Annotated in this window: 20 protein-coding genes and 1 pseudogene; 12 read left to right on the top strand and 9 right to left on the bottom strand. The window is 65.6% G+C overall.

The features are described from left to right. Nucleotides 1–147 precede the first annotated feature (147 nt). The 5 genes and pseudogenes from DID96_RS22905 to DID96_RS39015 form a co-directional block, all read right to left on the bottom strand. Complete coding sequence (locus DID96_RS22905) at nucleotides 148–1,707, bottom strand: DHA2 family efflux MFS transporter permease subunit (RefSeq protein WP_124601548.1); 1,560 nt, start codon at nucleotides 1,705–1,707, stop codon at nucleotides 148–150. 28 nt (nucleotides 1,708–1,735) lie between these two features. Continuing rightward, the gene (locus DID96_RS22900) at nucleotides 1,736–2,959 is read right to left on the bottom strand and encodes an HlyD family secretion protein (RefSeq protein WP_124601547.1); all 1,224 of its coding nucleotides are present in this window, start codon (nucleotides 2,957–2,959) and stop codon (nucleotides 1,736–1,738) included. 53 nt (nucleotides 2,960–3,012) lie between these two features. Further along, nucleotides 3,013–4,536 carry an efflux transporter outer membrane subunit gene (locus DID96_RS22895; protein ID WP_124601546.1) on the bottom strand — a complete coding sequence of 508 codons (1,524 nt, stop codon included), beginning with the start codon at nucleotides 4,534–4,536 and terminating at the stop codon, nucleotides 3,013–3,015. An 84-nt stretch (nucleotides 4,537–4,620) separates the two neighbouring features. Then, complete coding sequence (locus DID96_RS22890) at nucleotides 4,621–5,118, bottom strand: MarR family winged helix-turn-helix transcriptional regulator (protein WP_124601545.1); 498 nt, start codon at nucleotides 5,116–5,118, stop codon at nucleotides 4,621–4,623. A gap of 317 nt (nucleotides 5,119–5,435) precedes the next feature. Continuing rightward, a pseudogene (locus DID96_RS39015) lies at nucleotides 5,436–5,501 on the bottom strand (pyridoxal-dependent decarboxylase); the annotation flags it as partial. On the opposite strand from DID96_RS39015, the gene typA reads away from it, so the two are divergent. From typA to DID96_RS22860, 6 genes are all read left to right on the top strand, one after another. Next, the gene (gene typA / locus DID96_RS22885; protein ID WP_260463980.1) at nucleotides 5,475–7,280 is read left to right on the top strand and encodes a translational GTPase TypA; all 1,806 of its coding nucleotides are present in this window, start codon (nucleotides 5,475–5,477) and stop codon (nucleotides 7,278–7,280) included. The pseudogene DID96_RS39015 and the gene typA sit on opposite strands and share 27 nt — an antisense overlap. A 329-nt stretch (nucleotides 7,281–7,609) precedes the next feature. Next, a complete protein-coding gene (locus tag DID96_RS22880) occupies nucleotides 7,610–10,474 on the top strand; it encodes a 2-oxoglutarate dehydrogenase E1 component (protein ID WP_124601543.1) in 2,865 nt (954 codons plus the stop codon). A gap of 131 nt (nucleotides 10,475–10,605) precedes the next feature. After that, nucleotides 10,606–11,883, top strand: coding sequence for a 2-oxoglutarate dehydrogenase complex dihydrolipoyllysine-residue succinyltransferase (gene odhB, locus DID96_RS22875; RefSeq protein ID WP_124601542.1), 1,278 nt, complete (start codon nucleotides 10,606–10,608; stop codon nucleotides 11,881–11,883). 81 nt (nucleotides 11,884–11,964) lie between these two features. Then, nucleotides 11,965–13,395: a dihydrolipoyl dehydrogenase gene (gene lpdA / locus DID96_RS22870; RefSeq protein ID WP_124601541.1), complete on the top strand. Its 1,431-nt coding sequence runs from the start codon at nucleotides 11,965–11,967 to the stop codon at nucleotides 13,393–13,395. 101 nt (nucleotides 13,396–13,496) lie between these two features. Beyond that, complete coding sequence (zapE, locus tag DID96_RS22865) at nucleotides 13,497–14,594, top strand: cell division protein ZapE (RefSeq protein WP_124601540.1); 1,098 nt, start codon at nucleotides 13,497–13,499, stop codon at nucleotides 14,592–14,594. A gap of 144 nt (nucleotides 14,595–14,738) precedes the next feature. Continuing rightward, a complete protein-coding gene (locus DID96_RS22860; protein WP_185732334.1) occupies nucleotides 14,739–15,152 on the top strand; it encodes a transposase in 414 nt (137 codons plus the stop codon). A gap of 106 nt (nucleotides 15,153–15,258) precedes the next feature. Here the strand turns inward: DID96_RS22860 and DID96_RS22855 are convergent, their stop codons facing one another. The 4 genes from DID96_RS22855 to DID96_RS22840 all read right to left on the bottom strand — a co-directional run bounded on the left by DID96_RS22855 (nucleotide 15,259) and on the right by DID96_RS22840 (nucleotide 20,542). Continuing rightward, a complete protein-coding gene (locus DID96_RS22855) occupies nucleotides 15,259–15,720 on the bottom strand; it encodes a DUF2147 domain-containing protein (RefSeq protein ID WP_124601538.1) in 462 nt (153 codons plus the stop codon). 168 nt (nucleotides 15,721–15,888) lie between these two features. Then, on the bottom strand, nucleotides 15,889–17,577 hold the full coding sequence (locus tag DID96_RS22850; protein WP_124601537.1) for a ShlB/FhaC/HecB family hemolysin secretion/activation protein: 1,689 nt from the start codon (nucleotides 17,575–17,577) through the stop codon (nucleotides 15,889–15,891). Between the two features lie 141 nt (nucleotides 17,578–17,718). Then, complete coding sequence (locus DID96_RS22845; protein WP_124601536.1) at nucleotides 17,719–19,044, bottom strand: collagen-like triple helix repeat-containing protein; 1,326 nt, start codon at nucleotides 19,042–19,044, stop codon at nucleotides 17,719–17,721. A gap of 43 nt (nucleotides 19,045–19,087) precedes the next feature. Continuing rightward, the gene (locus DID96_RS22840) at nucleotides 19,088–20,542 is read right to left on the bottom strand and encodes a collagen-like triple helix repeat-containing protein (RefSeq protein ID WP_124601535.1); all 1,455 of its coding nucleotides are present in this window, start codon (nucleotides 20,540–20,542) and stop codon (nucleotides 19,088–19,090) included. Between the two features lie 664 nt (nucleotides 20,543–21,206). Here DID96_RS22840 and DID96_RS22830 point away from each other — a divergent pair. From DID96_RS22830 to DID96_RS22805, 6 genes are all read left to right on the top strand, one after another. After that, entirely contained in the window at nucleotides 21,207–21,383 is a 177-nt protein-coding gene (locus tag DID96_RS22830; RefSeq protein WP_124601534.1) for a Flp family type IVb pilin, read from the top strand. Between the two features lie 76 nt (nucleotides 21,384–21,459). Further along, the gene (locus tag DID96_RS22825) at nucleotides 21,460–21,960 is read left to right on the top strand and encodes a prepilin peptidase (protein ID WP_124601533.1); all 501 of its coding nucleotides are present in this window, start codon (nucleotides 21,460–21,462) and stop codon (nucleotides 21,958–21,960) included. Next, the gene (locus tag DID96_RS22820; protein WP_124601532.1) at nucleotides 21,957–22,433 is read left to right on the top strand and encodes a TadE/TadG family type IV pilus assembly protein; all 477 of its coding nucleotides are present in this window, start codon (nucleotides 21,957–21,959) and stop codon (nucleotides 22,431–22,433) included. Before DID96_RS22825 ends, DID96_RS22820 begins: the two co-directional genes overlap by 4 nt. A gap of 84 nt (nucleotides 22,434–22,517) precedes the next feature. Further along, on the top strand, nucleotides 22,518–23,420 hold the full coding sequence (gene cpaB / locus DID96_RS22815; RefSeq protein ID WP_124601531.1) for a Flp pilus assembly protein CpaB: 903 nt from the start codon (nucleotides 22,518–22,520) through the stop codon (nucleotides 23,418–23,420). 70 nt (nucleotides 23,421–23,490) lie between these two features. Next, nucleotides 23,491–24,825: a type II and III secretion system protein family protein gene (locus tag DID96_RS22810; protein ID WP_124601530.1), complete on the top strand. Its 1,335-nt coding sequence runs from the start codon at nucleotides 23,491–23,493 to the stop codon at nucleotides 24,823–24,825. Between the two features lie 45 nt (nucleotides 24,826–24,870). Beyond that, a complete protein-coding gene (locus tag DID96_RS22805; RefSeq protein ID WP_124601529.1) occupies nucleotides 24,871–26,145 on the top strand; it encodes a fimbrial protein in 1,275 nt (424 codons plus the stop codon). Nucleotides 26,146–26,147: the final 2 nt, after the last annotated feature.

The raw sequence follows: 26,147 nt of genomic DNA, 5'->3' as shown, positions 1-26,147 counted from the left end.
CTTCCGCTCGTTGGGCCTTCCGTCGCTGGGTCCATCGCCGATCAACTGATCCGAACCGCCGTGTACGGACCCGTACGCACGGTGGTGCGGGAGGGGTCGGGCCGCGAGGCCTGCCCCTATCCCAATTTGCGCCGACCGGTGCTGCGTTCAGTGTGCGGCCGATGCCGCCGCGCCCGCATCGCCGCCTCCCGCACGCTCGGGCTTCGTGATCCAGATCAGCGCGATCAGCAGCACGAAGATCGCGGCCGAGATGTAGAACAGGTCGTTCACGCCGAGCTGCGCGGCCTGCTGCGTGGCCATGTTGTTGATCAGGCCATGCGCCTGCTGCTGGGTCAGGCCGAGATTGCCCATCTGCGTGACGGCCTGGTTGAACGTCGGGTTGTACGCGTTCGCCTGCTCGACCAGTTGCGCGTGGTGGAAGTTGTTCCGGTGATCCCAGGCGGTCTGGAAGATCGACGTGCCGATGCCGCCGCACATGATCCGCACGAAGTTCGACAGGCCCGACGCCGCGGGAATGCGGTGGCCCGGCAGGCCGGACAGCGTGATCGACACGAGCGGAATGAAGAAGCCGGCCATCGCGATGCCCTGCACGAGCGTCGGCAGCGTCAGCGACCATTCGTCGACGCCCGTCGTGTAGCGGGAACGCATCCAGAAGCACAGCGCAAAGGTCAGGAACGACGCTGTCGAGATATAGCGCGGATCGGTGCGCGGCAGATACTTCCCGGTGAGCGGCGACAGCAGGATCGCGAACAGGCCGACCGGCGCCATCACGAGACCGGCGTCGGTCGCGGTATAGCCGATCTGCGTCTGCAGCCACAGCGGCAACAGCACGAGGTTGCCGAAGTACAGGCCGTACCCGATCGACAGCGCGACCGTGCCGCCGGTGAAGTTCCGCATGCGGAACAGCGACAGATCGACGACCGGGTGCTCGGCGGTGAGCTCCCAGATGACGAAGAACGCGAACGCGATGACGGCGGTCAGCGCGAGCACGATGATGGTCGTCGACGCGAACCAGTCGAGATCCTTGCCCTTGTCGAGCATGATCTGCAGCGAGCCGACCCAGACGACCAGCAGCGCGAGGCCAACGCCATCGATCGGCGCGCGCCGCACCGCCGACTCGCGCTGGCGGTAGATCATCCACGTCGCGGCCGCGGCGGCGATGCCGACCGGGATGTTGACGTAGAAGATCCAAGGCCACGAGTAGTTGTCAGAGATCCAGCCGCCGAGGATCGGGCCGGCGACGGGCGCGATCAGCGTCGTCATCGCCCACAGCGCGAGCGCCATCGGCGCCTTCGCACGCGGATAGCTCGAGAGCAGCAGCGCTTGCGACAACGGAATCATCGGGCCGGCAACCGCGCCTTGCAGCACGCGCGATGCGAGCAGGAACGGCAGGTTGGGGGAGAGCCCGCACATCCACGACGAAATCACGAACAGGATGATCGACGCGAGGAACAGGCGAACCTGTCCGAAGCGATCGGTGAGCCAGCCCGTCAGCGGGACGGAGATCGCGTTCGCGACCGCGAACGACGTGATGACCCAGGTGCCCTGGTCGGCCGATACGCCGAGATCGCCCGAGATCGTCGGGATTGCGACGTTCGCGATCGACGTGTCGAGCACGTTCATGAACACGGCGAGCGACACCGCGATCGTCCCGATCACGAGCTGCCCGCCCTGCAAGGGCGGGTGAGAGACAGGAGGCTGTGCCATGTCGGTGGTTTTCCGGGATCGGAACGGATTACATCATCTTCGCGATGCTGCTCTGCTTCGCCGGGGCCGGCGCCGCAGCCGACGCGTTGCCACCCGCGTTCTCCGCGACGATGCGCGCGATTTCGGCGTTGGCTTCGTCACCGTACTTCGCGAACACGTCGGTCTGGTAGACCGTGTTCTGTACGTTGCCGAGCTGGTTGCCGCTCTCGTCCTTGATGTTGACGTCGACCTGCATCGACAGGCCGATGCGCAGCGGATGCTTTTCGAGATCCTGCGGATCGATCTCGATACGCACCGGCAGGCGCTGCACGACCTTGATCCAGTTGCCGGTCGCGTTCTGCGCGGGCAGCAGCGAGAACGCCGAGCCGGTACCGGCCGAGAAGCCGACGACCTTGCCGTGATAGACGACCGACGAGCCGTAGATGTCGGCGGTCAGCTCGACCGGCTGGCCGATGCGCATGTGCTTCAGCTGGACTTCCTTGAAGTTCGCATCGATCCACACGGCGTTCAGCGGCACGACCGACATCAGCGGCGTGCCCGGCGACACGCGCTGGCCGACCTGCACCGAGCGTTTCGCGACGTAGCCGGTGACTGGCGCGGGCAGCATGTTGCGCGCGTTCGCAAGATACGCGTCGCGGACTTTCGCGGCCGCGGCGAGCACGTTCGGGTGCGATGCGATCGTCGTATTCGCGGTCAGCGCACGGTTCGATGCGAGCTGCTGTTGTGCGGCGTCGAGCGACGCCTGCGCGGCGCGCACCGCGTCACGCGCGTGCGAGATTTCTTCCTGCGACACGGCGCCCGTCTGCGCGACCGCGACGCGGCGGCGCAAATCGTCGTCGGCCTTCGACAGGTCAGACTGGCGCAGCGCGACCTGCGCGCGGTACTGGTCGTCGTTGACGAACAGGCCGCGCACCTGGCGCACCGTCTGCGCGAGGTTCGCCTCGGCCTGCTGCAGCGAGACCTGCGAGTCGGCCGGATCGAGCACGACCAGCGGATCGCCCGCCTTCACGGTCTGCGTGTCGTCGGCCTTCACCGCGATCACGGTGCCTGTCACTTGCGGCGTGATCTGCACGACGTTGCCGTTCACGTATGCATCGTCGGTGCTCTCGTGGAAGCGCGCGACGAGGAAGTAGTACAGCCCGTAGGCGATAGCCGCGATCACGATGACCGCGACGAGCAGCGTCATCATCCGTTTGCGCTTGCCGTTGCCCTGCGCCTGGGTGCTGGCGGCGTTTTGTTGGGGGTCGCTCATGGCGATGTTCTCCGTCCGATTATTTCGAGTGTCTGCGTAGTGGTCGTGCCGATTCAGTTCGCGGCCTGTTGTGCGGCCTGCTGCGCGGCTCTGGCCTGCGCGGCGCGATCGGCATCGGGTGCGGCGAGGCGGGTGCCGGTGGCGTCGAAGCCGCCGCCGAGCGCCTTGATCAGCGCGAACTGCATGTCGCGCCGCCGCATCTTCAGGTTGGTCACGGTCTGCTCCGACGCGAGGCGGTTGCTGTCCGCGTTCAGCACCTGCAGTTGCGGTGACAGGCCGGCCTTGTAGCGGATCACGGCCAGGTCGTATGCGCGCGTCGATGCGTCGAGCGCGCGCTGCGCGTCGTCCATCTGCCTGTCGATCGCGCGGATCGATGCGACCTGCGTCGCGACGTCGTTCATCGCGCCGATCAGCGTCTGGTTGTAGTTCGCGACCGTCAGGTCGAAGTCCGCATAGCGGCCCTTGAGCTGCGCGCGCAGCGCGCCGGCGTCGAAGATCGGCAGGTGAATCGCCGGGCCGAACTGGGCCTGGCGGCTCGCGAAATTCAGGAATTTGCCCCAGCCGAACGCATCGAAGCCGAAGCTCGCCGCGAGGTTCACGTCGGGGTAGAACTCGGCCTTGGCTTCCTTCACGTCGTGCATCGCGGCTTCGACCTGCCAGCGCGCGGCGATGATGTCGGGGCGGCGTGACACGAGGTCGGCCGGCAGGTTGTCGGGCAGCGTGACGGCGCCGCCCGGATTCAGCACCGGTGCCGCGATCTTCAGCCCGCGGTCCGGCCCCTTGCCGAGCAGCGCGGCGAGCTGATAGCGGACCGTCGTGATCTGGCCTTCGAGGTCGGACAGCGACGCCTGGGTGGTCGCGACGTTGCCGCGCGCGGTCTGGCGTTCGACGTTCGTGTCGAGGCCGGCCGACACGCGGCCGTCGGTGATCTTGCCGACCGTCTGGCGGTTGACGATCTCGCGCTGCGCGATGTCACGCAGTGCATACAGTTGCGCGAGCGAGTTGTAGGTGCGGGCGATCGACGATGCGAGCGTGACGCGCGCCTGCTGCAGGTCGGCCTCGGCGGCCTTTTCCTGCGACACGGCAGTATGCAGGCGCTCGCGGTTCTTGCCCCACAGGTCGAGATCCCACGACGCGCTCGCAAGCGCGTTGTTCTCGCTGTACCACGCGCCGCCGTACGGAGGAGGGAAGAGCGCGTTGCCCGAATACAGCTCGCGCGTCCACGAGTAGCTTGCTTCGGCCTTCGGCAGCAGGTTCGAGCGCGACGACTCGATATACGACGACGCCTTCGCGATTCGCGCCTGCGCCTGCGCGATCGACGGATTGTCGGCGAGCGCCTCGTCGATCAGCTTCGGCAGCTGCGGATCGCCGAACTGGGCGGCCCAGTCGAGCGACGGCCACTTGCCGCCTTCGGCCGGCAGGCTCTGGGCGGTGTCGAATTGCGACGCGGGGGCGATCTGCTTGTCGCTCCTGATGCCGATGTAGTTCGCGCAGCCCGCCAGTGCCAGCGCGGCGACCGCGGCAGCGACGGCAGCCCGGCACGACCCGGCACGCACGGACAACGGGGAGGATTTCATCGCGCGAATCCCTGACTCGGAATGGATGATGGACACTGCAAGGATTTCCTTACATTAATCTGTCGATGTTGATTGTTATGGCAACTATTGCGAGTTGCTGCTGCCGGCCGCTTCGCAGTAATTGCTGAGAATCCGGCGCAGCATGCTCTTCAGGAAACCGACTTCTTCCGGCGTAAAGCCGTCCAGCAACTGGTCGAGCACGCTGCGGAAGATCGGTGGCAGCTGCTCGGCGAGCGCGCGGCCTTCGTCGGTCAGTTCGAGCCGCACGACGCGACGGTCCTCGATGCTGCGCACGCGGCACAGCAGGCCGCGTTTCTCGACGCGGTCGAGCAGGCGCGTCACCGCGCTCGCGTCGATCGCGTATTCGCGCGCGAGCTCCGCGGCGGTCGAACATTTGCCGACCGCGATCATGAACAGCATGCTCGCCTGCGTACCGGTGATGCCGAGCTCTTCCTGCGTGCGCTGCGTGACCAGGTTGGTCATCAGCGATTTCACGCGCGACATCAGATAACCGACGCTGTCGTTCATCTGGTACGTCAGAAGCGATAGGGACTGAGAATTGGAAGAGGACGGATCCGACATAAAACCCTGAAGCTGCAATAGTTGACTAGGCAGCAGTATAGGCACAATTGCTTGCCTCGGCAAATGTTAATCGAACCACAGAGGACTTGCTCGGCGCGGAGTAATACCCCTGACGAATGAGGGTCTTTACCTAACGATGACGGCGCAGGCGAGGGCGGTGGGGCGTGCGGCGCTCCTGGCGATGAACGGGGCCGTATCCATCTTGCTGCGGCGCAACGCTCTGTCAGCTTGCGACATTCGCGCGTGCTATAATCCGTCGCTTCCCAAGCTGCAGTGCGCACGCACGTGAAATACGTCCGTGCGCGTTTGCGCGTTCAATCGATTTTCAGGTTTCTATGACCCGCGCCCTTCGCAATATCGCCATCATCGCCCACGTCGACCACGGCAAGACGACGCTCGTCGACCAACTGCTCCGCCAGTCCGGCACCTTCCGCGAGAACCAGCAGATTGCCGAACGGGTGATGGACTCGAACGACATCGAAAAGGAGCGCGGGATCACGATTCTCGCGAAGAACTGCGCGGTCGAATATGAAGGCACGCACATCAACATCGTCGACACCCCGGGGCACGCCGACTTCGGCGGCGAAGTGGAGCGTGTGCTGTCGATGGTCGACTCGGTGCTGCTGCTGGTCGACGCCGTCGAGGGCCCGATGCCGCAGACTCGCTTCGTCACGAAGAAGGCGCTCGCGCTCGGCCTGAAGCCGATCGTCGTCGTCAACAAGATCGACCGCCCGGGTGCACGCATCGACTGGGTCATCAACCAGACCTTCGACCTGTTCGACAAGCTCGGCGCCACCGAAGAGCAGCTCGACTTCCCGATCGTCTACGCGTCGGGCCTGAACGGCTATGCGTCGCTCGACCCGGCCGCGCGCGAAGGCGACATGCGCCCGCTGTTCGAGGCGATCCTCGCGCACGTGCCGGTTCGCCCGGCCGACCCGGAAGCGCCGCTGCAACTGCAGATCACGTCGCTCGACTATTCGACGTACGTCGGCCGGATCGGCGTGGGCCGCATCACGCGCGGTCGCATCAAGCCCGGCCAGCCGGTCGTGATGCGCTTCGGCCCGGAAGGCGACGTGCTGAACCGCAAGATCAACCAGGTGCTGTCGTTCAAGGGCCTCGAGCGCGTGCAGGTCGAGTCGGCCGAAGCGGGCGACATCGTGCTGATCAACGGCATTGAAGACGTCGGCATCGGCGCGACGATCTGCGCGGTGGATACGCCGGAAGCGCTGCCGATGATCACCGTCGACGAGCCGACGCTGACGATGAACTTCCTCGTCAACTCGTCGCCGCTCGCGGGCCGTGAAGGCAAGTTCGTGACGAGCCGCCAGATCCGCGACCGCCTGATGAAGGAACTGAACCACAACGTCGCGCTGCGCGTGCGCGACACGGGCGACGAAACGGTGTTCGAAGTGTCGGGCCGCGGCGAACTGCACCTGACGATTCTCGTCGAGAACATGCGTCGTGAGGGCTACGAAATGGCCGTGTCGCGTCCGCGCGTCGTGATGCAGGAAATCGACGGCGTGCGGCACGAGCCGTACGAGCTGCTGACGGTCGACCTCGAAGACGAGCACCAGGGTGGTGTGATGGAAGAACTCGGCCGCCGCAAGGGCGAAATGCTCGACATGGCGTCGGACGGCCGCGGCCGCACGCGTCTGGAATACAAGATCTCGGCACGTGGCCTGATCGGCTTCCAGAGCGAATTCCTGACGCTCACGCGCGGCACGGGCCTGATGAGCCACATCTTCGACTCGTACGCGCCGGTCAAGGACGGCTCGGTCTTCGAGCGCCGCAACGGCGTGCTGATCTCGCAGGACGACGGCGCCGCCGTGGCCTACGCACTGTGGAAGCTGCAGGACCGCGGCCGCATGTTCGTGAAGCCGGGCGACGCGCTGTATGAGGGCATGATCATCGGCATCCACAGCCGCGACAACGACCTCGTCGTGAACCCGATCAAGGGCAAGCAGCTGACCAACGTGCGTGCATCGGGTACCGACGAAGCAGTGCGTCTCGTGCCGCCGATCCAGATGTCGCTCGAATACGCAGTCGAATTCATCGACGACGACGAACTCGTCGAGGTGACGCCGCAGTCGATCCGCCTGCGCAAGCGCCACCTGAAGGAGCACGAGCGTCGCCGCGCGAGCCGCGAAGGTGCGGTCGACTGATCCGCGTTTCGCGCGCCGGAGCGATTCCGGCACGATGAAAAGGCCGCCTTCGGGCGGCCTTTTTTGCACCTCGGCGGCCGGCAAGCGGCACGCGTGCAAAACAATGTTTCACGGGGTCGCTTCAATCCGGCCGGATCCCCGTCGCGCCTTGTGCTATCGTGCTTTCCCGCGTGAATCCCGGTATCGGTTCTGTGATATGCTGCGCGCACGCAAGTTTTAGGTCCTTCCAAGCAAGACTTGATTCGCAATCCGCTAAACGGTCAGGCCGTGTCGCGGAAGGTTGAGCAACCCGCTATTTCTCGAGAAGCTCGAAGAAAGGTGAGCGTAAAATGTCAGATGTCATGAAGCAGTTCCAGCTGAACTCCTATCTGTTCGGCGGCAATGCTTCGTACGTAGAAGAATTGTACGAAGCATATCTCGATAATCCGGCGTCAGTGCCCGAGAACTGGCGAGAGTATTTCGACGCGTTGCAGAACGTTCCTGCAGCGGACGGCTCGAACGCCAACGACGTGGCGCATTTCCCGATCGTCGAATCGTTCGCAGAGCGTGCGAAGGCCAATGCCTTCATCCCGCGCGAAAGCACCAGCAATCTGGCCACCGCGCGCAAGCAGGTCCACGTCCAGTCCCTGATCAGCGCATATCGCTTCCTTGGCTCGCAATGGGCCAATCTCGATCCCCTGAAGCGTCGCGAACGTCCCGCCATCCCTGAACTCGAACCCGCGTTCTACGACTTCTCCGAGGGCGACCTCGACCAGACGTTCAGCGCGAGCAACCTGTATTTCGGTTTCGACCAGGCGTCGCTGCGCGACATCGTCAAGGGTCTGCGCGACACGTACTGCGGCACGATCGGCGCCGAATTCATGTACATCAGCGATCCTGAACAGAAGCGCTGGTGGCAGGAGCGCCTGGAATCGACCCGCGCGACGCCGAATTTCACGGCTGACAAGAAGAAGCACATCCTGAACCGCCTGACGGCAGCGGAAGGCCTCGAGCGCTATCTGCACACCAAGTACGTCGGCCAGAAGCGCTTCTCGCTCGAAGGCGGCGAAAGCTTCATCGCGTCGATGGACGAAGTCGTCCAGCACGCGGGCAAGAAGGGCGTGCAGGAAATCGTGATCGGCATGGCCCACCGCGGCCGTCTGAACGTGCTGGTCAACACGCTCGGCAAGATGCCGGCGGACCTGTTCGCCGAATTCGAAGGCAAGCACGTCGACGACCTGCCGGCAGGCGACGTGAAGTACCACAAGGGTTTCTCGTCGGACGTGTCGACGGAAGGCGGCCCGGTTCACCTGTCGCTCGCGTTCAACCCGTCGCACCTCGAAATCGTCAACCCGGTGGTCGAAGGTTCCGCGAAGGCGCGGATGGACCGCCGCGGCGACGACGACGGCCTGCAGGTGCTGCCGGTGCAGATCCACGGTGACGCGGCCTTCGCGGGCCAGGGCGTCGTGATGGAAACGCTGAACCTCGCGCAGACGCGCGGTTACGGCACGCACGGCACGCTGCACATCGTCATCAACAACCAGATCGGCTTCACGACGTCCGACCCGCGCGACGCGCGCTCGACGCTGTACTGTACCGACGTCGTCAAGATGATCGAGGCGCCGGTGCTGCACGTGAACGGCGACGATCCGGAAGCCGTCGTGCTCGCGACGCAGATCGCGATCGACTACCGGATGCAGTTCCACAAGGATGTCGTGATCGACATCGTCTGCTTCCGCAAGCTGGGTCACAACGAGCAGGACACGCCGGCCGTCACGCAGCCGCTGATGTACAAGAAGATCGCGCAGCACCCGGGCACCCGTGCGCTGTACGCCGAGAAGCTCGTGCAGCAGGGCGTGATCGCCGCGGCAGACATTGACGGTTACGTGAAGGCGTACCGCAAGGCGATGGACGATGGCCATCACACGGTCGATCCGGTCCTGTCGAACTACAAGAGCAAGTACGCGGTCGACTGGGTTCCGTTTCTGAACCGCAAGTGGACCGACGCCGCCGATACGGCCGTGCCGCTCGCTGAACTGAAGCGTCTCGGCGAACGCATCACGACCGTGCCGGAAAACTTCAAGGTTCACCCGCTCGTCGAGCGCGTGATCAACGACCGCCGCAACATGGCGCGTGGCGACCAGCCGCTCGACTGGGGCATGGGCGAACACCTCGCGTTCGCATCGCTCGTCGCGTCGGGCTACGCAGTGCGCCTGACCGGCCAGGACTCGGGCCGCGGCACGTTCACGCACCGTCACGCGGTGCTGCACGACCAGAACCGCGAGCGCTGGAACGACGGCACGTATGTGCCGCTGCAGAACATCGCCGAGAGCCAGGCGAAGTTCACGGTGATCGACTCGGTGCTGTCGGAAGAGGCCGTGCTGGGCTTCGAATACGGCTACTCGACCGCCGAGCCGAACACGCTCGTGCTGTGGGAAGCGCAGTTCGGCGACTTCGTCAACGGCGCGCAGGTCGTGATCGACCAGTTCATCTCGTCGGGCGAAGTGAAGTGGGGCCGCGTGTCGGGTCTCACGATGCTGCTGCCGCACGGCTATGAAGGCCAGGGCCCGGAACACTCGTCGACGCGTATCGAGCGTTTCCTGCAACTGTGCGCGGATCACAACATGCAAGTGGTCCAGCCGACGACGCCGGCACAGATTTTCCACCTGCTGCGCCGTCAGATGATCCGCCTGTTCCGCAAGCCGCTGATCGTCGCCACGCCGAAGTCGCTGCTGCGCCACAAGGAAGCGGTGTCGGACCTGTCGGAACTGGCGAAGGGTTCGTTCCAGCCGGTGCTGGGCGAAATCGACGGCGGCATCGATGCGAAGAAGGTCAAGCGCGTGCTGGCATGCTCGGGCCGCGTGTATTACGACCTCGTCGCGCACCGCCGCGAAACGAAGGCGAACGACGTCGCGATCATCCGTATCGAACAGCTGTATCCGTTCGCGCACAAGCAGTTCGAAGCCGAAATGAAGAAGTACGAGAACGCGACTGAAGTGGTCTGGGTGCAGGACGAGCCGCAGAACCAGGGCCCGTGGTTCTACGTCGAGCACCACCTGAAGGAAGGCATGAAGGAAGGGCAGAAGCTGGCATACAGCGGCCGTCCGGCTTCGGCCTCGCCGGCGGTCGGCTACTACGCGAAGCACTACGAGCAGCAGAAGGCCCTGATCGAAGGGGCATTCGGCCGCCTGAAGAGCGCATCGATCGCGAAATAACCGACGAAGCGTAACGGGAAAGCGCACGGCGCTTTCCCGGCTCTTTTGGCCTGCAGGACGCGCATCGCGCCGCACCGGCCGGAAGAATCGCCAGCTCGTCATTACCCAGATTAAGCATCCAGGAAAATCACATGGCTATCGTAGAAGTCAAAGTCCCCCAGCTTTCGGAGTCGGTTTCGGAAGCCACCATGCTGCAGTGGAAGAAGAAGCCCGGCGAAGCGGTTGCGCAGGACGAAATCCTGATCGAACTCGAGACCGACAAGGTCGTGCTCGAAGTGCCGGCACCGGCGGCGGGCGTGCTCGCGCAAGTGCTGCAGAACGACGGTGACACGGTGGTCGCCGACCAGCTGATCGCAACGATCGACACGGAAGCGAAGGCAGGTGCCGTGGCGGCTGCTGCTGGCGAAGCGGAAGTCCAGCCGGCGGCTGCGCCCGCTGCTGCACCGGCACCGGCTGCACAGCCGGCCGCTGCCGTGGCATCGAGCTCGGCATCGGCATCGCCGGCTGCTGCAAAGCTGATGGCCGAGAAGAGCCTCGCTGCAGGCGACGTCGCAGGCTCGGGCCGCGACGGCCGCATCACGAAGGGCGACGTGCTGTCGGCTGGCAGCGCACCGAAGGCTGCTCCGGCTGCCGCACCGGCGAAGGCTGCTGCGAAGCCGGCGCTGCCGGAAGTGAAGGTGCCGGCATCGGCGACGACGTGGCTGAACGACCGTCCGGAACAGCGCGTGCCGATGTCGCGTCTGCGCGCGCGTATCGCCGAGCGTCTGCTCGAGTCGCAGCAGACCAACGCGATCCTGACGACGTTCAACGAAGTCAACATGCAGCCGGTCATGGACCTGCGCGCGAAGTACAAGGACAAGTTCGAGAAGGAACACGGCGTGAAGCTCGGCTTCATGTCGTTCTTCGTGAAGGCCGCGGTGCACGCGCTGAAGAAGTTCCCGCTCGTGAACGCGTCGATCGACGGTAACGACATCGTCTATCACGGCTACTTCGACATCGGTATCGCCGTCGGCTCGCCGCGCGGCCTCGTGGTGCCGATCCTGCGCAACGCGGACCAGCTGAGCCTCGCGGAGATCGAGAAGAAGATCGCCGAGTTCGGCCAGAAGGCGAAGGACGGCAAGCTGTCGATCGAGGAAATGACGGGCGGTACGTTCTCGATCTCGAACGGCGGCGTGTTCGGCTCGATGCTGTCGACCCCGATCATCAACCCGCCGCAGTCGGCAATCCTCGGCGTGCACGCAACGAAGGATCGCGCGGTCGTCGAGAACGGCCAGATCGTGATCCGTCCGATCAACTACCTGGCGCTGTCGTACGACCACCGGATCATCGACGGCCGCGAAGCGGTGCTGTCGCTCGTCGCAATGAAGGACGCGCTCGAAGATCCGGCACGTCTGCTGCTCGACCTGTAAGCCAAGCCACCTGCATTGACCCGCTCCCGCGGGCGCGCGACATCGCGCGCCCGCGCGGACGCACAAGAAGAAAGGATTGCCATGTCCAAGGAATTTGACGTCGTCGTGATCGGCGCCGGCCCCGGCGGCTACATCGCCGCGATCCGCGCCGCTCAACTGGGCAAGACCGTTGCCTGTATCGAAAAGTGGAAGAACCCGGCCGGCGCGCTCAAGCTCGGCGGCACCTGCCTGAACGTCGGCTGCATCCCGTCGAAGGCGCTGCTCGCATCGTCGGAAGAGTTCGAGAACGCGTCGCACCACCTGGCCGACCACGGCATCACGGCTGACGGCGTGAAGATCGACATCGCGAAGATGATCGGCCGCAAGGACGCGATCGTCGAGAAGATGACGTCCGGTATCGAGTTCCTGTTCAAGAAGAACAAGATCACCTGGCTGAAGGGCCACGGCAAGTTCACCGGCAAGACCGACGCCGGCGTGCAGATCGAAGTGAGCGGCGAAGGCGAAACCGAAGTCGTCACCGCGAAGAACGTGATCATCGCGACGGGCTCGAAGGCGCGTCACCTGCCGGGCATCCCGGTCGACAACAAGATCGTTTCGGATAACGAAGGCGCGCTGACGTTCGACACGGTGCCGAAGAAGCTCGCCGTGATCGGCGCGGGCGTGATCGGCCTCGAGCTCGGCTCGGTGTGGCGCCGCCTCGGCGCCGAAGTGACGGTGCTCGAAGCGCTGCCGGCGTTCCTCGGCGCGGCTGACGACGCGCTCGCGAAGGAAGCGGCGAAGCTGTTCAAGAAGCAGGGCCTCGATATTCACCTCGGCGTGAAGATCGGCGAAGTGAAGGCGACCCCGGACGGCGTGTCGATCGCGTACACGGACAAGGACGGCAATGCGCAGACGCTCGACGCCGACCGCCTGATCGTGTCGGTCGGCCGCGTGCCGAACACCGACAACCTCGGCCTCGAGGCGATCGGCCTGAAGGCGAACGAGCGCGGCTTCATCGACGTCGACGACCACTGCCGCACGGCGGTGCCGAACGTGTACGCGATCGGCGACGTGGTGCGCGGCCCGATGCTCGCGCACAAGGCGGAAGACGAAGGCGTGCTGGTCGCGGAAGTGATCGACGGCCAGAAGCCGCACATCGACTACAACTGCATTCCGTGGGTGATCTACACGTACCCGGAAATCGCGTGGGTCGGCAAGACGGAGCAGCAGCTGAAGGCGGAAGGCCGCGAGATCAAGTCGGGCAAGTTCCCGTTCTCGATCAACGGCCGCGCGCTCGGCATGAACGCGCCGGACGGCTTCGTGAAGATGATCGCGGACGCCAAGACGGACGAACTGCTCGGCGTGCACGTGATCGCGGCGAACGCGTCGGACCTGATCGCGGAAGCCGTGGTGGCGATGGAATTCAAGGCGGCGTCGGAAGACATCGCCCGCATCTGCCATCCGCACCCGTCGATGTCGGAAGTGATGCGCGAAGCGGCGCTCGCCGTCGACAAGCGCTCGCTGAACAGCTAACGCGCAGTGACGCGCCGGCCCGTTGTCGCGGCCGGCGCTGCGGTTCTACGACGAAGGCGGGCGGGGTTTCCTGCTCGCCTTCGTCTTTTCCGGTTTGCCTGATGAACGTCACCGAATACTACGCGCGGGAGCTGACCACGCGCGGCTACCAGTCCGACTCCGCGCAGCGCGCGGCCATCGACCGCCTGCAGCGCTGTTACGACGAGTGGGTCGCGTACAAGGCGCGCCGCTCGAACGCGTTCAAGAAACTCATCATCCATCCGGACCTGCCGCGCGGCGTCTACATGTGGGGCGGCGTCGGGCGCGGCAAGAGCTTCCTGATGGACAGCTTCTATGCGGTCGTGCCCGTGCAGCGCAAGACGCGCCTTCATTTCCACGAGTTCATGCGCGAAGTGCACCGCGAGCTCGAGGAACTGAAGGGGCAGGCCGATCCGCTCGACGAGCTCGCGCGACGCATCGCGAAGCGCTACCGGCTGATCTGCTTCGACGAATTCCACGTGTCGGACATCGCCGACGCGATGATCCTGTACCGGCTGCTCGACCGCCTGTTCATGAACGGCGTGCAGTTCGTGATGACGTCCAACTACGATCCCGACGACCTGTATCCGGACGGCCTGCATCGCGACCGGATGCTGCCCGCGATCGCGCTGATCAAGGAGAAGCTCGACGTGCTGAACGTCGACGCGGGCGTCGACTATCGCCAGCGCACGCTCGCGCAGGTGCAGATGTACCACACGCCGCTCGGCGCGGACGCGGACCGCGCGCTGCGCCATGCGTTCGCGCAACTCGCGGCGGTGCCGGATGAGAGCCCGATCCTGCATATCGAGAAGCGCGAGCTGAAGGCGCTGCGCAAGGCCGACGGCGTCGTATGGTTCGATTTCTCGACGCTGTGCGGCGGGCCGCGCTCGCAGAACGACTATCTCGAACTCGCGAGCCGCTTCCACGCGATCGTGCTGTCGGAGGTCCCGCAGATGTCGCCGCGGATGGCGTCGGAGGCGCGCCGCTTCACCTGGCTGATCGACGTGCTGTACGACCACAAGGTCAAGCTGCTGATGTCCGCGGCGGTGCCGGCCGAGCAGTTGTACGTCGAAGGGCCGATGGCCAACGAGTTCACGCGAACGGTGTCGCGCATCGTCGAGATGCAGTCGAAGGAGTATCTCGAGACGCCGCGGCGCATCGTCGATACTTCGCTCACCTGACCGCGCGCCGCGCCAACTGACCGCATTCAATGTTCAATTTCGGTCAAGTCGGCGCGATCTTGCTGCAATTTCGGACGTGTCTTATATTCAACGTCGGGGCGAGCCGATATCGTTGTGCCATGGTTCCTGAGGCTGGAGATGTCCATGACACCGTATCGCGATCTGACCGACAACGAGTGGCGCCGCGTCGCGCCGCTGCTGCCCGAAATGCAACCCCGCACCGAATTGCGCGGCCGGCCGCTTGCCAACACGCGCGCCGTGCTGAACGGCGTAATGTGGGTGATCTACAGCGGCGCGACGTGGTCGGCGATGCCGCGCCGCTATCCTTCGTACCAGACTTGCCACCGCCGCTTCAAGGTCTGGCACGAGACGGGCGCGCTGATGCAGGTGATGCGCACGTTGTACGGCGATGCGGGCGTGACTCTGTGCAATGCGCTGGCGACGCGAATGCGCAAGCACACTCAGTCGCAGGCAGCACAGGCGCGTGGCGCCGCGATGCCGGCCCACGCCACCACACGTAGCGCGTATGCGTCGGCTGCATTGAAACAGGCGACATGATCTTCCTCAGTGAACGCACCCGCTTCGCTTGCCCAAAATGAAATCGGCCTGACGACTGAGTCGCAGGCCGATGATTTTTAACGGGCGCGCCGTTGCGCGCATCTCGTTACGGCTGACGGACCCAGGTTTGCGAGCGTCCGAGCAGCGATACGCCGATATAGCCGCGCACGACCAGCTTCTGGCCGCCGTCGTCGAGCGTCATCTTGCACTTGTAGACCTTGCCGTTCTCCGGGTCGAGGATGTTGCCGCTATCCCAGTGGTCGCCATCCTTCTTCATCGCCTTGATGATCGTCATGCCCTTGATCAGCTGATCCTTGCGCTCATCCGTGCATGCAGTACAGCGGCGATCGGGCGTGTCGTTCGCACCGAGGCCCTTCACGACCTTGCCCGACAGCGAACCATCCGAGTCTTCTGCAATCTGCACGAGCGCCTTCGGCTTGCCGGTGCTGTCGTCGATCGTCTGCCACATGCCGACCGGGCTGTCGGCCTGCGCAAATGCGTGAGCGGCACAGGCGAGCAGCGCGCCGGCCAGGGCCATCGAACGCAACGGGCGGGTCAATTGAATCATCGTCTTCCTCCTTGTTTTGCATGTCGTTTTCGAGCGGCTCGCACGACCGTCTGCATCGGGCGGTGGCATGTTGCGAGCTCCCTGCAGAATACGTGAAACCACGCGTCGCGTTTGATAGAGGGGGCTCTAATCGAAACAGCCCGCGGGAGCGGGCTGTACGGGGCGCGATCAGTTGAGCTGGTAAGAGAACGCGGCGTTGATGCGCGGGCTGCGTGACGCGCTTTCGACCGGCGCGTCGCCGACCGGCTTCGCGACGGACAGGTCGAGGTTGTAGTAGCGGCTGTCGCTCAGCCGCACGCCGAGGCCGACCGACGACAGCCGGTTCGGCGCCGGCGTGCCCGCATGCAGGTAGACGCGCGCCATGTCGTACGCAATGTACGGCGTGATCGACTTCAGGTACGTCCAGCCGGGCGAGAACGCACGGTTGAGCTCCAGCGACATTCCCCATCCCGAATCGCCGGAAGTCTCACCCGGCTGGTAGCCGAGCGCATAGCGTTGCGCGCCGAACGAGATCTGCTCGGACGTCGGCAGCGAATCGGGGCTGTACTGGCCCGTCAGCGAGATCGACGTGCCGATCCGGAACGGCCATTCGTTGGTCTGCGTGAAGGTTGCGCCGGTGCGCACGAACGTCAGCGAGATCGGACTCGGCACCGACACCGTCGTAGTGCCCGACGTGATGTCCTGCGACTTCGATGCGCCGAGAATGTCGAAGCCCTTCGCGACATTGACGCTCAGCTTGCGAACCTGTTTGGGGTCGACGCTCGTGTAGTCGAGCTGCAGCTGCAGCACGCGCACCTGCGACCGGTTGTCGAGCGTGACGCCGTTGATCCGGTTCTGGTAGCGATCCTCGTTGTGCGATGCATACCCGGACACCGTGCCGAGCAGGCTGCGCTGGTTGTTCAGCAGAAGCGGATAGGATGCCGAAAGGCCGAGTTTCTCGTTTTTCACGGTGCGCTCGACATACGACGGCAGTCCCGGGTTGTCGGTCGGCTTGCCGCGGTACGTGCTGGCGTCGAGCCGCGTGATGAGGCCGCTGCTGCCGACCGGCACCGCGCCGCTGAACGCGACGTAGGTCTGCTTGTCGCGCCCCGGCGGCACGAGCGCGGAGATGCTCAGTTGCTCGCCGAACGACGTGAGGCCGCTTTCGGTCGCGGTGATGAGGCCTTGCACGCCCGGATGGTTGAAGTCGATCCCGGTGCTGACGTTGAACGGCTTGCGGTCGACGTTCAGCTCGAGCGTCGTCGCGCCGTCGGTGGTTTGCGGCGGCGGCACGTTGGCCTTCACGGACACGCCGGGCAGCAGGCCGAACGTGTTGACGTAGCGCTCGAACGTCGCACGGCGCAGCGGGCGGTCGGCCGTGATGTGCGCGGCGATCGCGCGAATCTTCGCATCCATCGCGCCGGGCTTGCCGGTCACCTTCACGTCCGATACATAGCCTTCGACGACCGTCACGCGCACGACGCCGTTCTCGAAGGTCTGCGCGGGAATGAACGCGAACGACAACGCGTAGCCGCGGTCCTGGTAAAGCTTCGTCACGCCGTTCGCGGTCTCGATCAGTTGTCCTATCGTAATGTCCTTGCCGACGAGCGGCGTGAAGCGGCGCGAGATCTCCTCGAACGGCACCGATTTGACGCCCTCGACCTGGAACGTGGAAGGCGTCAGGTGGCGCGACAGCAGTTCCTGAAGCTGAGGCGCCTGAGGCGCGACCTGCACGGTCACGTTCGGCCCTTGCTTGGGCGCGTTGATCTGGGGGAGGGAATCGAGCGGGTTGCCGGCGACGCGTGTCTGCGCATGCACTGTGCCTGCCGCCGCCGTGATGGCGAGCAGCATCATCCATGTATCGAGTCTGGATTTCATTGTTCTTCCTCGTTGGCCTTGCTTATCGTCTTCTAATGCTCGCGCGCGGCATTCGAGGTGCCGCGCGTCGTGTGCCGCTATGCCGGTTGTGATGTCGTCGGCCGCGCGTTCGCTCCGGCTGGGAACGCGCGGCCGTCGTGCTTACTTGCCAATGCTGCCCAGCGTGCCGAGCAGGCCGGTGACCGGCGCGAGCGGGCTCGACGTACCCCCGGTGCTCGCTGCGCCGCTCACAGTGCCGGTGACAGTATTCAGCAAACCGCTAACGGGCGCGAGAGGGTTTGCCCCGCTTGTACCGCCCGCCGCGCTGCTCAATGCGCCGGTCACCGTGGAGACGAGGCCGGTCACCGGAGCAAGCGGATTGCTGCCGCCGGCATTGCCCAGTAGACCCGTGACCGGCGACACCGAATTGCTTGCGCCGCCCGAGGTTGCGCTGCCGCCGGGCGTGCCGAGCGGCGTCGGGCCGAGACCCGACAGCAGGCCGCCGAGCGGGTTGGTCAAGCCGGAGCCCGACGTCGTGCCGTTCGGCGAGCCGTTCTGCACCGTCGCGGTCGAGCCGCCGACGAGGCTCGTGATCAGACCGGGAATCGGTGCCGCGCCGTTCGGGCCGTTCGGATTGACGAGACCGCCTGCGTTGGTCACGGTGTTGCCGACCGTGCTGACGAGCTGGCCGACGTCGCCGACGAGCGGCTGCTTCGATGTGCCCGCAACCTGTTGGCCGGCCGAGCTGATTGCGCCGCCGATCTGGCCGAGCAGGCCGGACACGGGTTGGCCGAGGCCGGTCGTCGTGCCGACCTGCTGCGTGACCTGGCCGGCGGTGATCACGAGCGGCGTGATCGTCGAGCTGATCGGTTGCGTGATCTGCTGAACGGGGCCCGACGACAGCGCGGAGCCGACCGTGTTGCCTGCGGCGCCCAGACCGTTGGCAACCGTGTCGAGCACGGTGCCGACCGGTGTCGTGACGGGCGCGAGCGGCGACAGCGGGCCGGAGCCGAGCGCCTTGACGGTCTGGCTCAAGCCGGACACGGTGTTGCCCGTCGCGCCGACGACGTTGCCGAGGCCGGCAACCGTCGTGCCGACCGGGTTCTGCGTGGAGCCGGTCTGTCCCAGTCCGTTGCTCGCTGCGTCAGCGGCCGCGCCGAGAATCGTGCCGGTGCCGGAGACGGTTTTGCCGAGGCCTTGCGTCACGCCGTTGCCGAGACCCGGCAGGCTCACGCTGCCGATCGTGCTGCCGAGATCCGTGGCGGTCTGGCCGGTCGTGTTGACGACACCGGTGGTGCCCGTCTGCGTCGGGGTGGGCGGCGCCGGGTTCGGGCCGCTCGTGCTGCCGCCGTTGTTGCTGCTGGTCGTCTGCGGCGCGCTCACGCCGCCGCCGCCGCAGGCGGCCAGCACGCAGGCGGCCGCGAATGCGGTGACGGGGATGCGCCACTGACGCAGCGCGGCTGACGTAAAAGAACGTTGCTGGGACATGATTGACTCCTCGCTGTCTTGTCGATGAATGGAACGAGCGGATTTACTTGCCGTGCACGCCACCGAGCAGGCCGCCGATCAGCGACGTGACGGGTGCGAGCGGATTCGACGACGTGCCCGAGTTCGTGACGGCGCCGGTGCCGCCCGACAGCCCGGACGTCACGCCGCTGACCGCGCCGGTGACGGTGGACAGGGCGCCCGTGACGGGAGCCAGCGAGCTGCTGCCGCCAGCGCCGCCCGTTGCACCGCCGAGTGCGCCGGTCACGGTCGAGACGAGGCCGGTGACAGGGGCGAGCGGGTTGCTGCCGCCAGCGCCGCCGGTCGCACCGCCGAGTGCGCCGGTCACGGTCGAGACAAGGCCGGTGACGGGTGCAAGCGGGCTGCTGCTGCCGCCGGTCGCGCCGCCAAGTGCACCGGTGACGGTCGAAACGATGCCCGTGAGCGGCGCGAGCGGGTTGGTGGCGCCGCTGCCGCCGGTCAGCAATCCGCCGACTGCCTTTACGGTGCCACCCGTCGACGACACGGTGTTGCCGAGGCCGGTCGTGACCGGGTTGCCGCCCGTCGATGCGATCAGCGTGCCGGCCTGGTTCAGGCCATTACCGAGCGTGCCGAGCACGGTGTTGACCGGTGCGCCGAGGCCCGTTGCGGTGCCGATCGTCTGGGTCGTCGTGCCGACCATCGTCGTGATCGGCGTGATCGCGGAGCTGACGGCCTGCGTGACTTGCTGGACCGGGCCCGTCGACAGCGCGTTGGTGAGCGTGTTGCCGCCGTTCGCGACGGCGTTGCCGACCGTCGACACGAGACCGCCGACGGCGCCGGTGACGGGCGCGAGCGGCGACAGCGGACCGCTGCCGAGGCTCGTGACGAGATTGCCGGTCTGCGTGACGGCGCCGCCGAGCTGATTGACCACGCCGCCCGTGCTGGCGACCGTGGTGCCGACCGGATCCTTGGCCGCGCCGAGCTGGCCGAGACCGTTGCCGATGCCGTTGCCGAGCGCCGACACCGCGCCGCCCACGCTTTGCAGGACGCCACCAGCGGCTTGCGTCGTCTGCGGGTTGACGCCCGGCAGCGTCTGGCTGCCGACGACGGTGCCGAGGCCCGACACGGTCGAGCCGACGTTCGTAACGAGGTTGCTGCTGCCTGCGAGGACATTCCCCACCGCGTTCGACGACACGCCCGACGTACCGCTCGTGCCGCTGGTCGTCCCGCTCGTGGTCCCGCTCGTCGAGCCACTGGTGCTGCCGCTCGTGCTACCGCTCGTGGAGCCGCTGGTGCTGCCACTCGACGAGCCGCTCGTACCGCCCGACGTGCCGCTCGTCGAGTCGGAAGTGCCGCCGCCGGACGTGGAAAGCGCACCGCTGCCGCCCGCGCTCGAGCCGCCGAGGCCCTTGCTGATCGAACCGGAACCGCCGCATGCGGAGAGGGAGAGCATGGCTGCCACGGTGGCCGTGATCAGAGTCGTCCGGAGCGCGCCATGAGGGAATACCTGAATGTCCATTTCGTCCTCGCATTAAACCTGTGTTGTGTTGAGTGATGCGCGGACTACTCTGCAACTGTCGTGCCATTTCGATGGCCGGCAGTTCGATGAAATGCTTTAAACGGGACAATTCCTTTCGGTAAAAGGACTTATACGAATTGAAAGATTGTTGAAATTGTTCAAGCGCCCTCGAGTGAGAACGATTTCTGCGGCTCCGTAACGTAACGTCACATCAATGGCGTTACGGCGCGACGTAACGTGGGTGTGCGAAAGCCGGGGAGGAGGGCCCGTCTGTTTTACTGATGGATTAGATGTGCACATCTAACCTATCGTTAATCCTTATGTGTAAGACGTACCGGGACACCGTACAAATACGTCGTGTTTCGAGTCATTTTTTTCGATCCGCCGTTGAAAGGGGTTGGAAATGAATGGGGATCGGATATAAGATTCGAGACGGGTGTAAGGATTGTACGAATTGGTACACGACGTTCGAGGAGGGTTCCTATCGCGAATGTTAACTTGCATCAAATTGTGATACACCCACTTCGGGGTGAGTTATAAAGAAAGCGCACCTGGTTGTCGTCACGGCTGATGTGGCGAACGACGCGGGGCAAGGCCAAATATGCGGGACACGACAACGTATAAGCGGCCAAAGAGACATAGATTCAGGCACGAGGAAAAAAATATGAAAGCAATGATGATTCGCTTCCTTCGGGAAGAAGACGGGGTTACCGCGATCGAGTATGGTCTGATCGCGGGTCTGGTGGCCGTCGGTATCGTGGGGGCACTCACGTCTCTCAAGACCGACATTGTCGGCCTGTTCAATTCGATCGGTTCACAGCTGACTACCGCTGCAGGCTGAGCTTCGCGATTTGTCGCAATAACGGGCGAATCGTCATGGCGATTCGCCCGCTTCCGCGTCTGCGAGCGGTTTTCATATGGCACTCCTATTCTGTACCGGGGTTTTCTTTGCCTGGGCGATGCTTGTTGCCTTGGGTGATATCCGCTTTCGCCGCGTGCCGAACGTGCTCGTCGTGTTTGGCCTCGTCGGCGCATTCGGTGCGACGCTGGTTCACGCGAATCCGTTCGGCATGTCCGTCATGCAGGCATGGGTCGGCATGCTGGTCGGCCTGATTGGCCTTTTCCCGTTTTTCGCATTTCGCGTGATGGGCGCGGCGGACGTGAAGGTGTTCGCCGTGCTCGGCGCGTGGTGTGGCGTACACGCACTGCTCGGGCTCTGGATCGTTGCGAGTCTTGCCGCGGGCATTCATGCGCTGGCGCTCGTGCTGCTGTCGGGGACCTCGTTCGGTGCGCTCTGGCAGCGCGGCGCACCTGCGCTCGTACTCGGCGGACGGCGCGCGACGCCGTATGCGGCGTGCCTGACGTTGCCTGCGGCCGCGTGGCTCGGTTATCTCGTGGTTTCGGGGGGCGTACGATGAGACGACATTTTTCCCCGCGCGCCCGGCGGCGCCAGCGCGGTGCGACCGCGGTCGAATTCGCGCTCGTGTTTCCGATGTTCTTCCTGATTTTTTACGCGATCGTCACCTTCGGCCTGATCTTCGCCGTTCAGCAGAACCTCACGCTGGCGGCGAGCGAGGGCGCGCGGGCGGCGTTGAACTACGTGCCGGGAACCTCGACGACGTCCGCACTGACCGCACGAGCACAAAACGCGCGGGGCATGGCGCTCGCGTATATCGCTCCGGGGCTCAAGCAGTATGTGGACGTTCCGGTCCCGACGCCTGCGTCGTGCAGCTATGACCCGAGCAACGCCAACCTGCATTGCGTGACGGTGACCGTGACGTACCGGTACAAGGATTCGCCGCTGGTGCCGAACATCCCGCTACTCGGCATGGTGCTGCCCAATACGCTGACGAGTTCGGCGACCGTGCAGATCCCGGATACCTATCTATGACGGAACGGAGCGAACGACCGCGTTCCGCATTTGACATGCAGTCCATATCAATAACGACACTTACCGGGGCACCGATATCCAACCATGGCTAACCACTTGACGAAGATCATCGCCGGGCTGCTGATCGCAATCGCGATTCTCCTCGGGCTCTATGCGTGGATGCTCGGACGCCACACGGCCCGCCCGGCCGAAGCGCAGCCGCAGGCCGCGGCCGTGAAGACGGTGCCGATCGTGGTGGCGGCACGCGTGCTGACCGCCGGCCAGCCGATTCCCGCCGACGCGCTGAAAGTGGGCCAGGCGCCGGCCATGCCGACGGGCGGGTTCAGCGATCCGGCCGCACTCGTCGGCCGCGTGCCGGCCAGCAACATCCTCGCCGCGTCGCCGGTGCTCGAGGGCGCGTTGACGTCGGGGCTCGCGGATCAGGTTGCGCCGGGCGAGCGGGCCGTAGCGGTCAAGGTCGACGAAACCAATGCGGTCGGCAACCGGCTGCGGCCCGGCAACTATGTCGATGTATTCGTGAACCTTAGGCGTGACGGCGCCGCGGGCGGTCCGATGGGCGCGGAGATCCCCAATACGCAGGCGCGTCTGCTGCTGTCGAAGGTGCGTGTGCTGTCATTCGGCGATGCAACGCCGGACAAGGACGGTGGCGGGACCGCGACAGGTGCCGTGCGTACCGCCGTGCTCGCGGTGCCGACTGCGCAGGTCGACGCGCTGACGCTCGGCGAAGCGAGCGGCCACCTGACGCTTGCGTTGCGCAATCCGCTCGACGACGAAGTCGCCGCACAGACCGTGGCGCTGCGTACGACGGGCAACCTCGCGCCGTCGGCTGCCGCTGCCGCCGGCATGTCGCTCGACGAATTGTCGGCGGGGCGTGCGCGCAGCGCACCGCGCGCGCCGGCCGCGCCGCGTGCGCCGGTCGTCGCGCGATCGGGCGGTGCGAACATCGAAGTGATTCGCGGGGGGCGGACCGAGACGGTTACCTATTAAGAACAACGAAACGCACGATCATCGACAGCAGTAACGGAAGGGAGATGGCCGCTCGACGGTCTCCGACACAATGACAAATAAACTGATTGCTTTCGCAATTACCCTCTGGGCCATCACGTTCGCAGCGCTGGCGGGGGCCACCGGCGTGAACGGTTCGATCGATCTCGCGGTCGGCACGCAGCGGCAGATCGCCGCCGGACACACGCTGCAGCGCGTCGCGGTCGGCGATCCGTCGGTCGCCGACGTGCTCGTGATGAAGGGCGGCCGTGCCGGCACGGTGCTGCTGGTCGCGAAGGCGCCCGGTTCGACCAACGTGATGCTGTGGGAGCGCGGCCACGACGAGCCGATGGTGTGGAACGTCAATGTCGTCGATGCGGCCGCACAGGCGGTGCTCGACAGTTCGACGCCGGGCGTGAAGGCGTACGGCGGCACGTCGGTGCTGTCCGGTTCGGCGGCATCGCTCGACGCGCACGAGCGTGCGGCAGCCGTCGGCAAGCGCATGAGCGGCAAGGACGGCACGGTGATCGACACGTCGACGGTCGGCGGCAAGAACACCGTGCAGGTCGACGTGCGGGTCGTCGAGTTCAGCCGCTCGGTGCTGAAGGAGGTGGGCCTCAACTTCTTCAAGCAGAGCAATGGCTTCGCGTTCGGCGCATTCACGCCGGGCGGGCTGCAGTCGGTGACCGGCGGTGCGACGTCGGCGTTCCAGGCGACGGGCGGCATCCCGATCGCGTCTGCGTTCAACCTCGTCGTGAATTCGGCCAGCCGCGGCATTTTCGGGAATCTGTCGATTCTCGAGGCGAACAATCTCGCACGCGTGCTCGCGCAGCCGACCCTGGTCGCGCTGTCCGGGCAGAGCGCAAGCTTCCTCGCGGGCGGCGAGATTCCGGTGCCGGTGCCGCAGGCGCTCGGTTCGACGGCGATCCAGTGGAAGCAGTACGGCGTCGGGCTCACGCTGACGCCGACGGTGCTGAGCCCGCGCCGCATCGCGCTCAAGGTCGCGCCGGAGTCGAGCCAGCTCGATTTCCTGCATGGCGTGACGATCAACAGCGTGTCCGTGCCGGCGATTACGACGCGCCGGGCCGACACGACGGTCGAGCTTGGCGACGGCGAGAGCTTCGTGATCGGCGGCCTGATCGATCGCGAGACGATGTCGAACGTCAACAAGGTGCCGGTCCTCGGCGACCTGCCGATCATTGGCGCGTTCTTCAAGTCCCTCAACTATCAGCAGAACGACAAGGAACTGGTGATCATCGTGACGCCGCACCTCGTCGCGCCGATCGCGAAGGGCGCATCGTTGCCGGCGACGCCGGGCGAGCAGTCCGAGCAGCGCGATGGCCCGGTGTGGCGCTCGTACCTCGGTGGCATTGCGTCGCCCGACGCGGCGCCGGGGTTTTCGAAATGAACGCGGCGCGTGCCGTCGCGCGCAATGCAACCGGGGATGTTCAACATGAACGCGAGAACCCTTTCCTTGGCTGAGCCCGCCGTGACCGACTATTTCGTGTGCGCGTCGCAGCAGGACAAGCACGTCGGCTGGCTGCGCGAGACGCTCGTGTCCGCGGGCGCGGTCGAAGCCGCGCTGCTCGAGCCGGGCGCGCTCGCGCAGCGTATCGCGGGGCTCAATCCGGCGATCGTCTTCATCGACTTTTCCGGCGCGCCGGCAGCCGCGAGCGCGGCCGCCGCGGCGGTGCGGCTCGCGCATCCGAACCTGCCGGTCGTCGCGCTCGGCATGCTGAGCGAACCCGAAAGCGCGCTTGCCGCGCTGCGGGCGGGCGTGCGTGACTTTATCGACGTGTCGGGAAACGCGGACGACGCGCTGCGCATCACGCGCGGGCTGCTCGAGCACATCGGCGGCGAGCCGGCGAACCGTCACGGCAAGCTCGTCGCGCTGCTCGGCGCGCGCGCGGGAATGGGCGTGAGCACGCTCGCCGCGAATCTGTCGGTGCTGCTGCAAAGGCGCACGGCACCCGCGGCAGACAGCGGCGCGACCGCGTTCGGCGCGGCCGCGCCGCACGGCCGGCAGACCGCGCTCGTCGATCTCGGCCTGCCCGCCGGGGACGGCGCGCTGTTCCTCAACACGCGTTGCGAGTTCCATTTCGTCGAGGCCGTGCGCAACCTGCGCCGCATCGACCGCACGTTCGTCAACACCGCGCTGACGCGCCACGCGAGCGGCGTCGCGCTGACCACGCTGCCGCCGAACCTGGCCGACCTGCGCGACGTGTCGTACGCGTCGTGCGTCGGCCTGCTGAACCGGCTGCGCGCGTTCTTCGACCAGCAGATCGTCGATCTCGGCGGTTTCTCGAACCGGGAATTCGTCACGCAGATCGCCGCGGCTGCCGACGAGGCGTGGCTCGTCTGCGACCAGGGCGTCGCGTCGATCGTGTCCGCAGTCGACCTGCTCGAGGAGATGCGCGATACAGGCATCGACATCGGCAAGGTACGGCTCGTCGTCAACCAGTACGATCCGGCGCTCAACCTGACGCCGGCCCAGATCGCCGACCGTCTCGGCGTCGCGCTGCTGGCGACACTGCCCGCGCGCCGCGTGCCGATCGGCGATGCGGCCAACCAGGGCCGGCTGATCGTCGATGCCGCCGAGCGCGATCCGTACGTGCGGGCGCTCGAACCACTCGCCGAGCGGCTGACGGGCGTCACCGCCGCGCCGCGCGCGGCATCGGGGCTCTCCGCGCTCAAGCGCTTCATTCAACCCTCGTCCAAGCGATCGTAAGC

Origin of the sequence: Burkholderia sp. Bp8963 (genome assembly GCF_003854275.1) — a bacterium.
Taxonomy (GTDB): domain Bacteria; phylum Pseudomonadota; class Gammaproteobacteria; order Burkholderiales; family Burkholderiaceae; genus Burkholderia.
The sequence above is the reverse complement of the archived record's forward strand: the minus strand, read 5'-3'. Positions and strand labels throughout refer to the sequence as shown.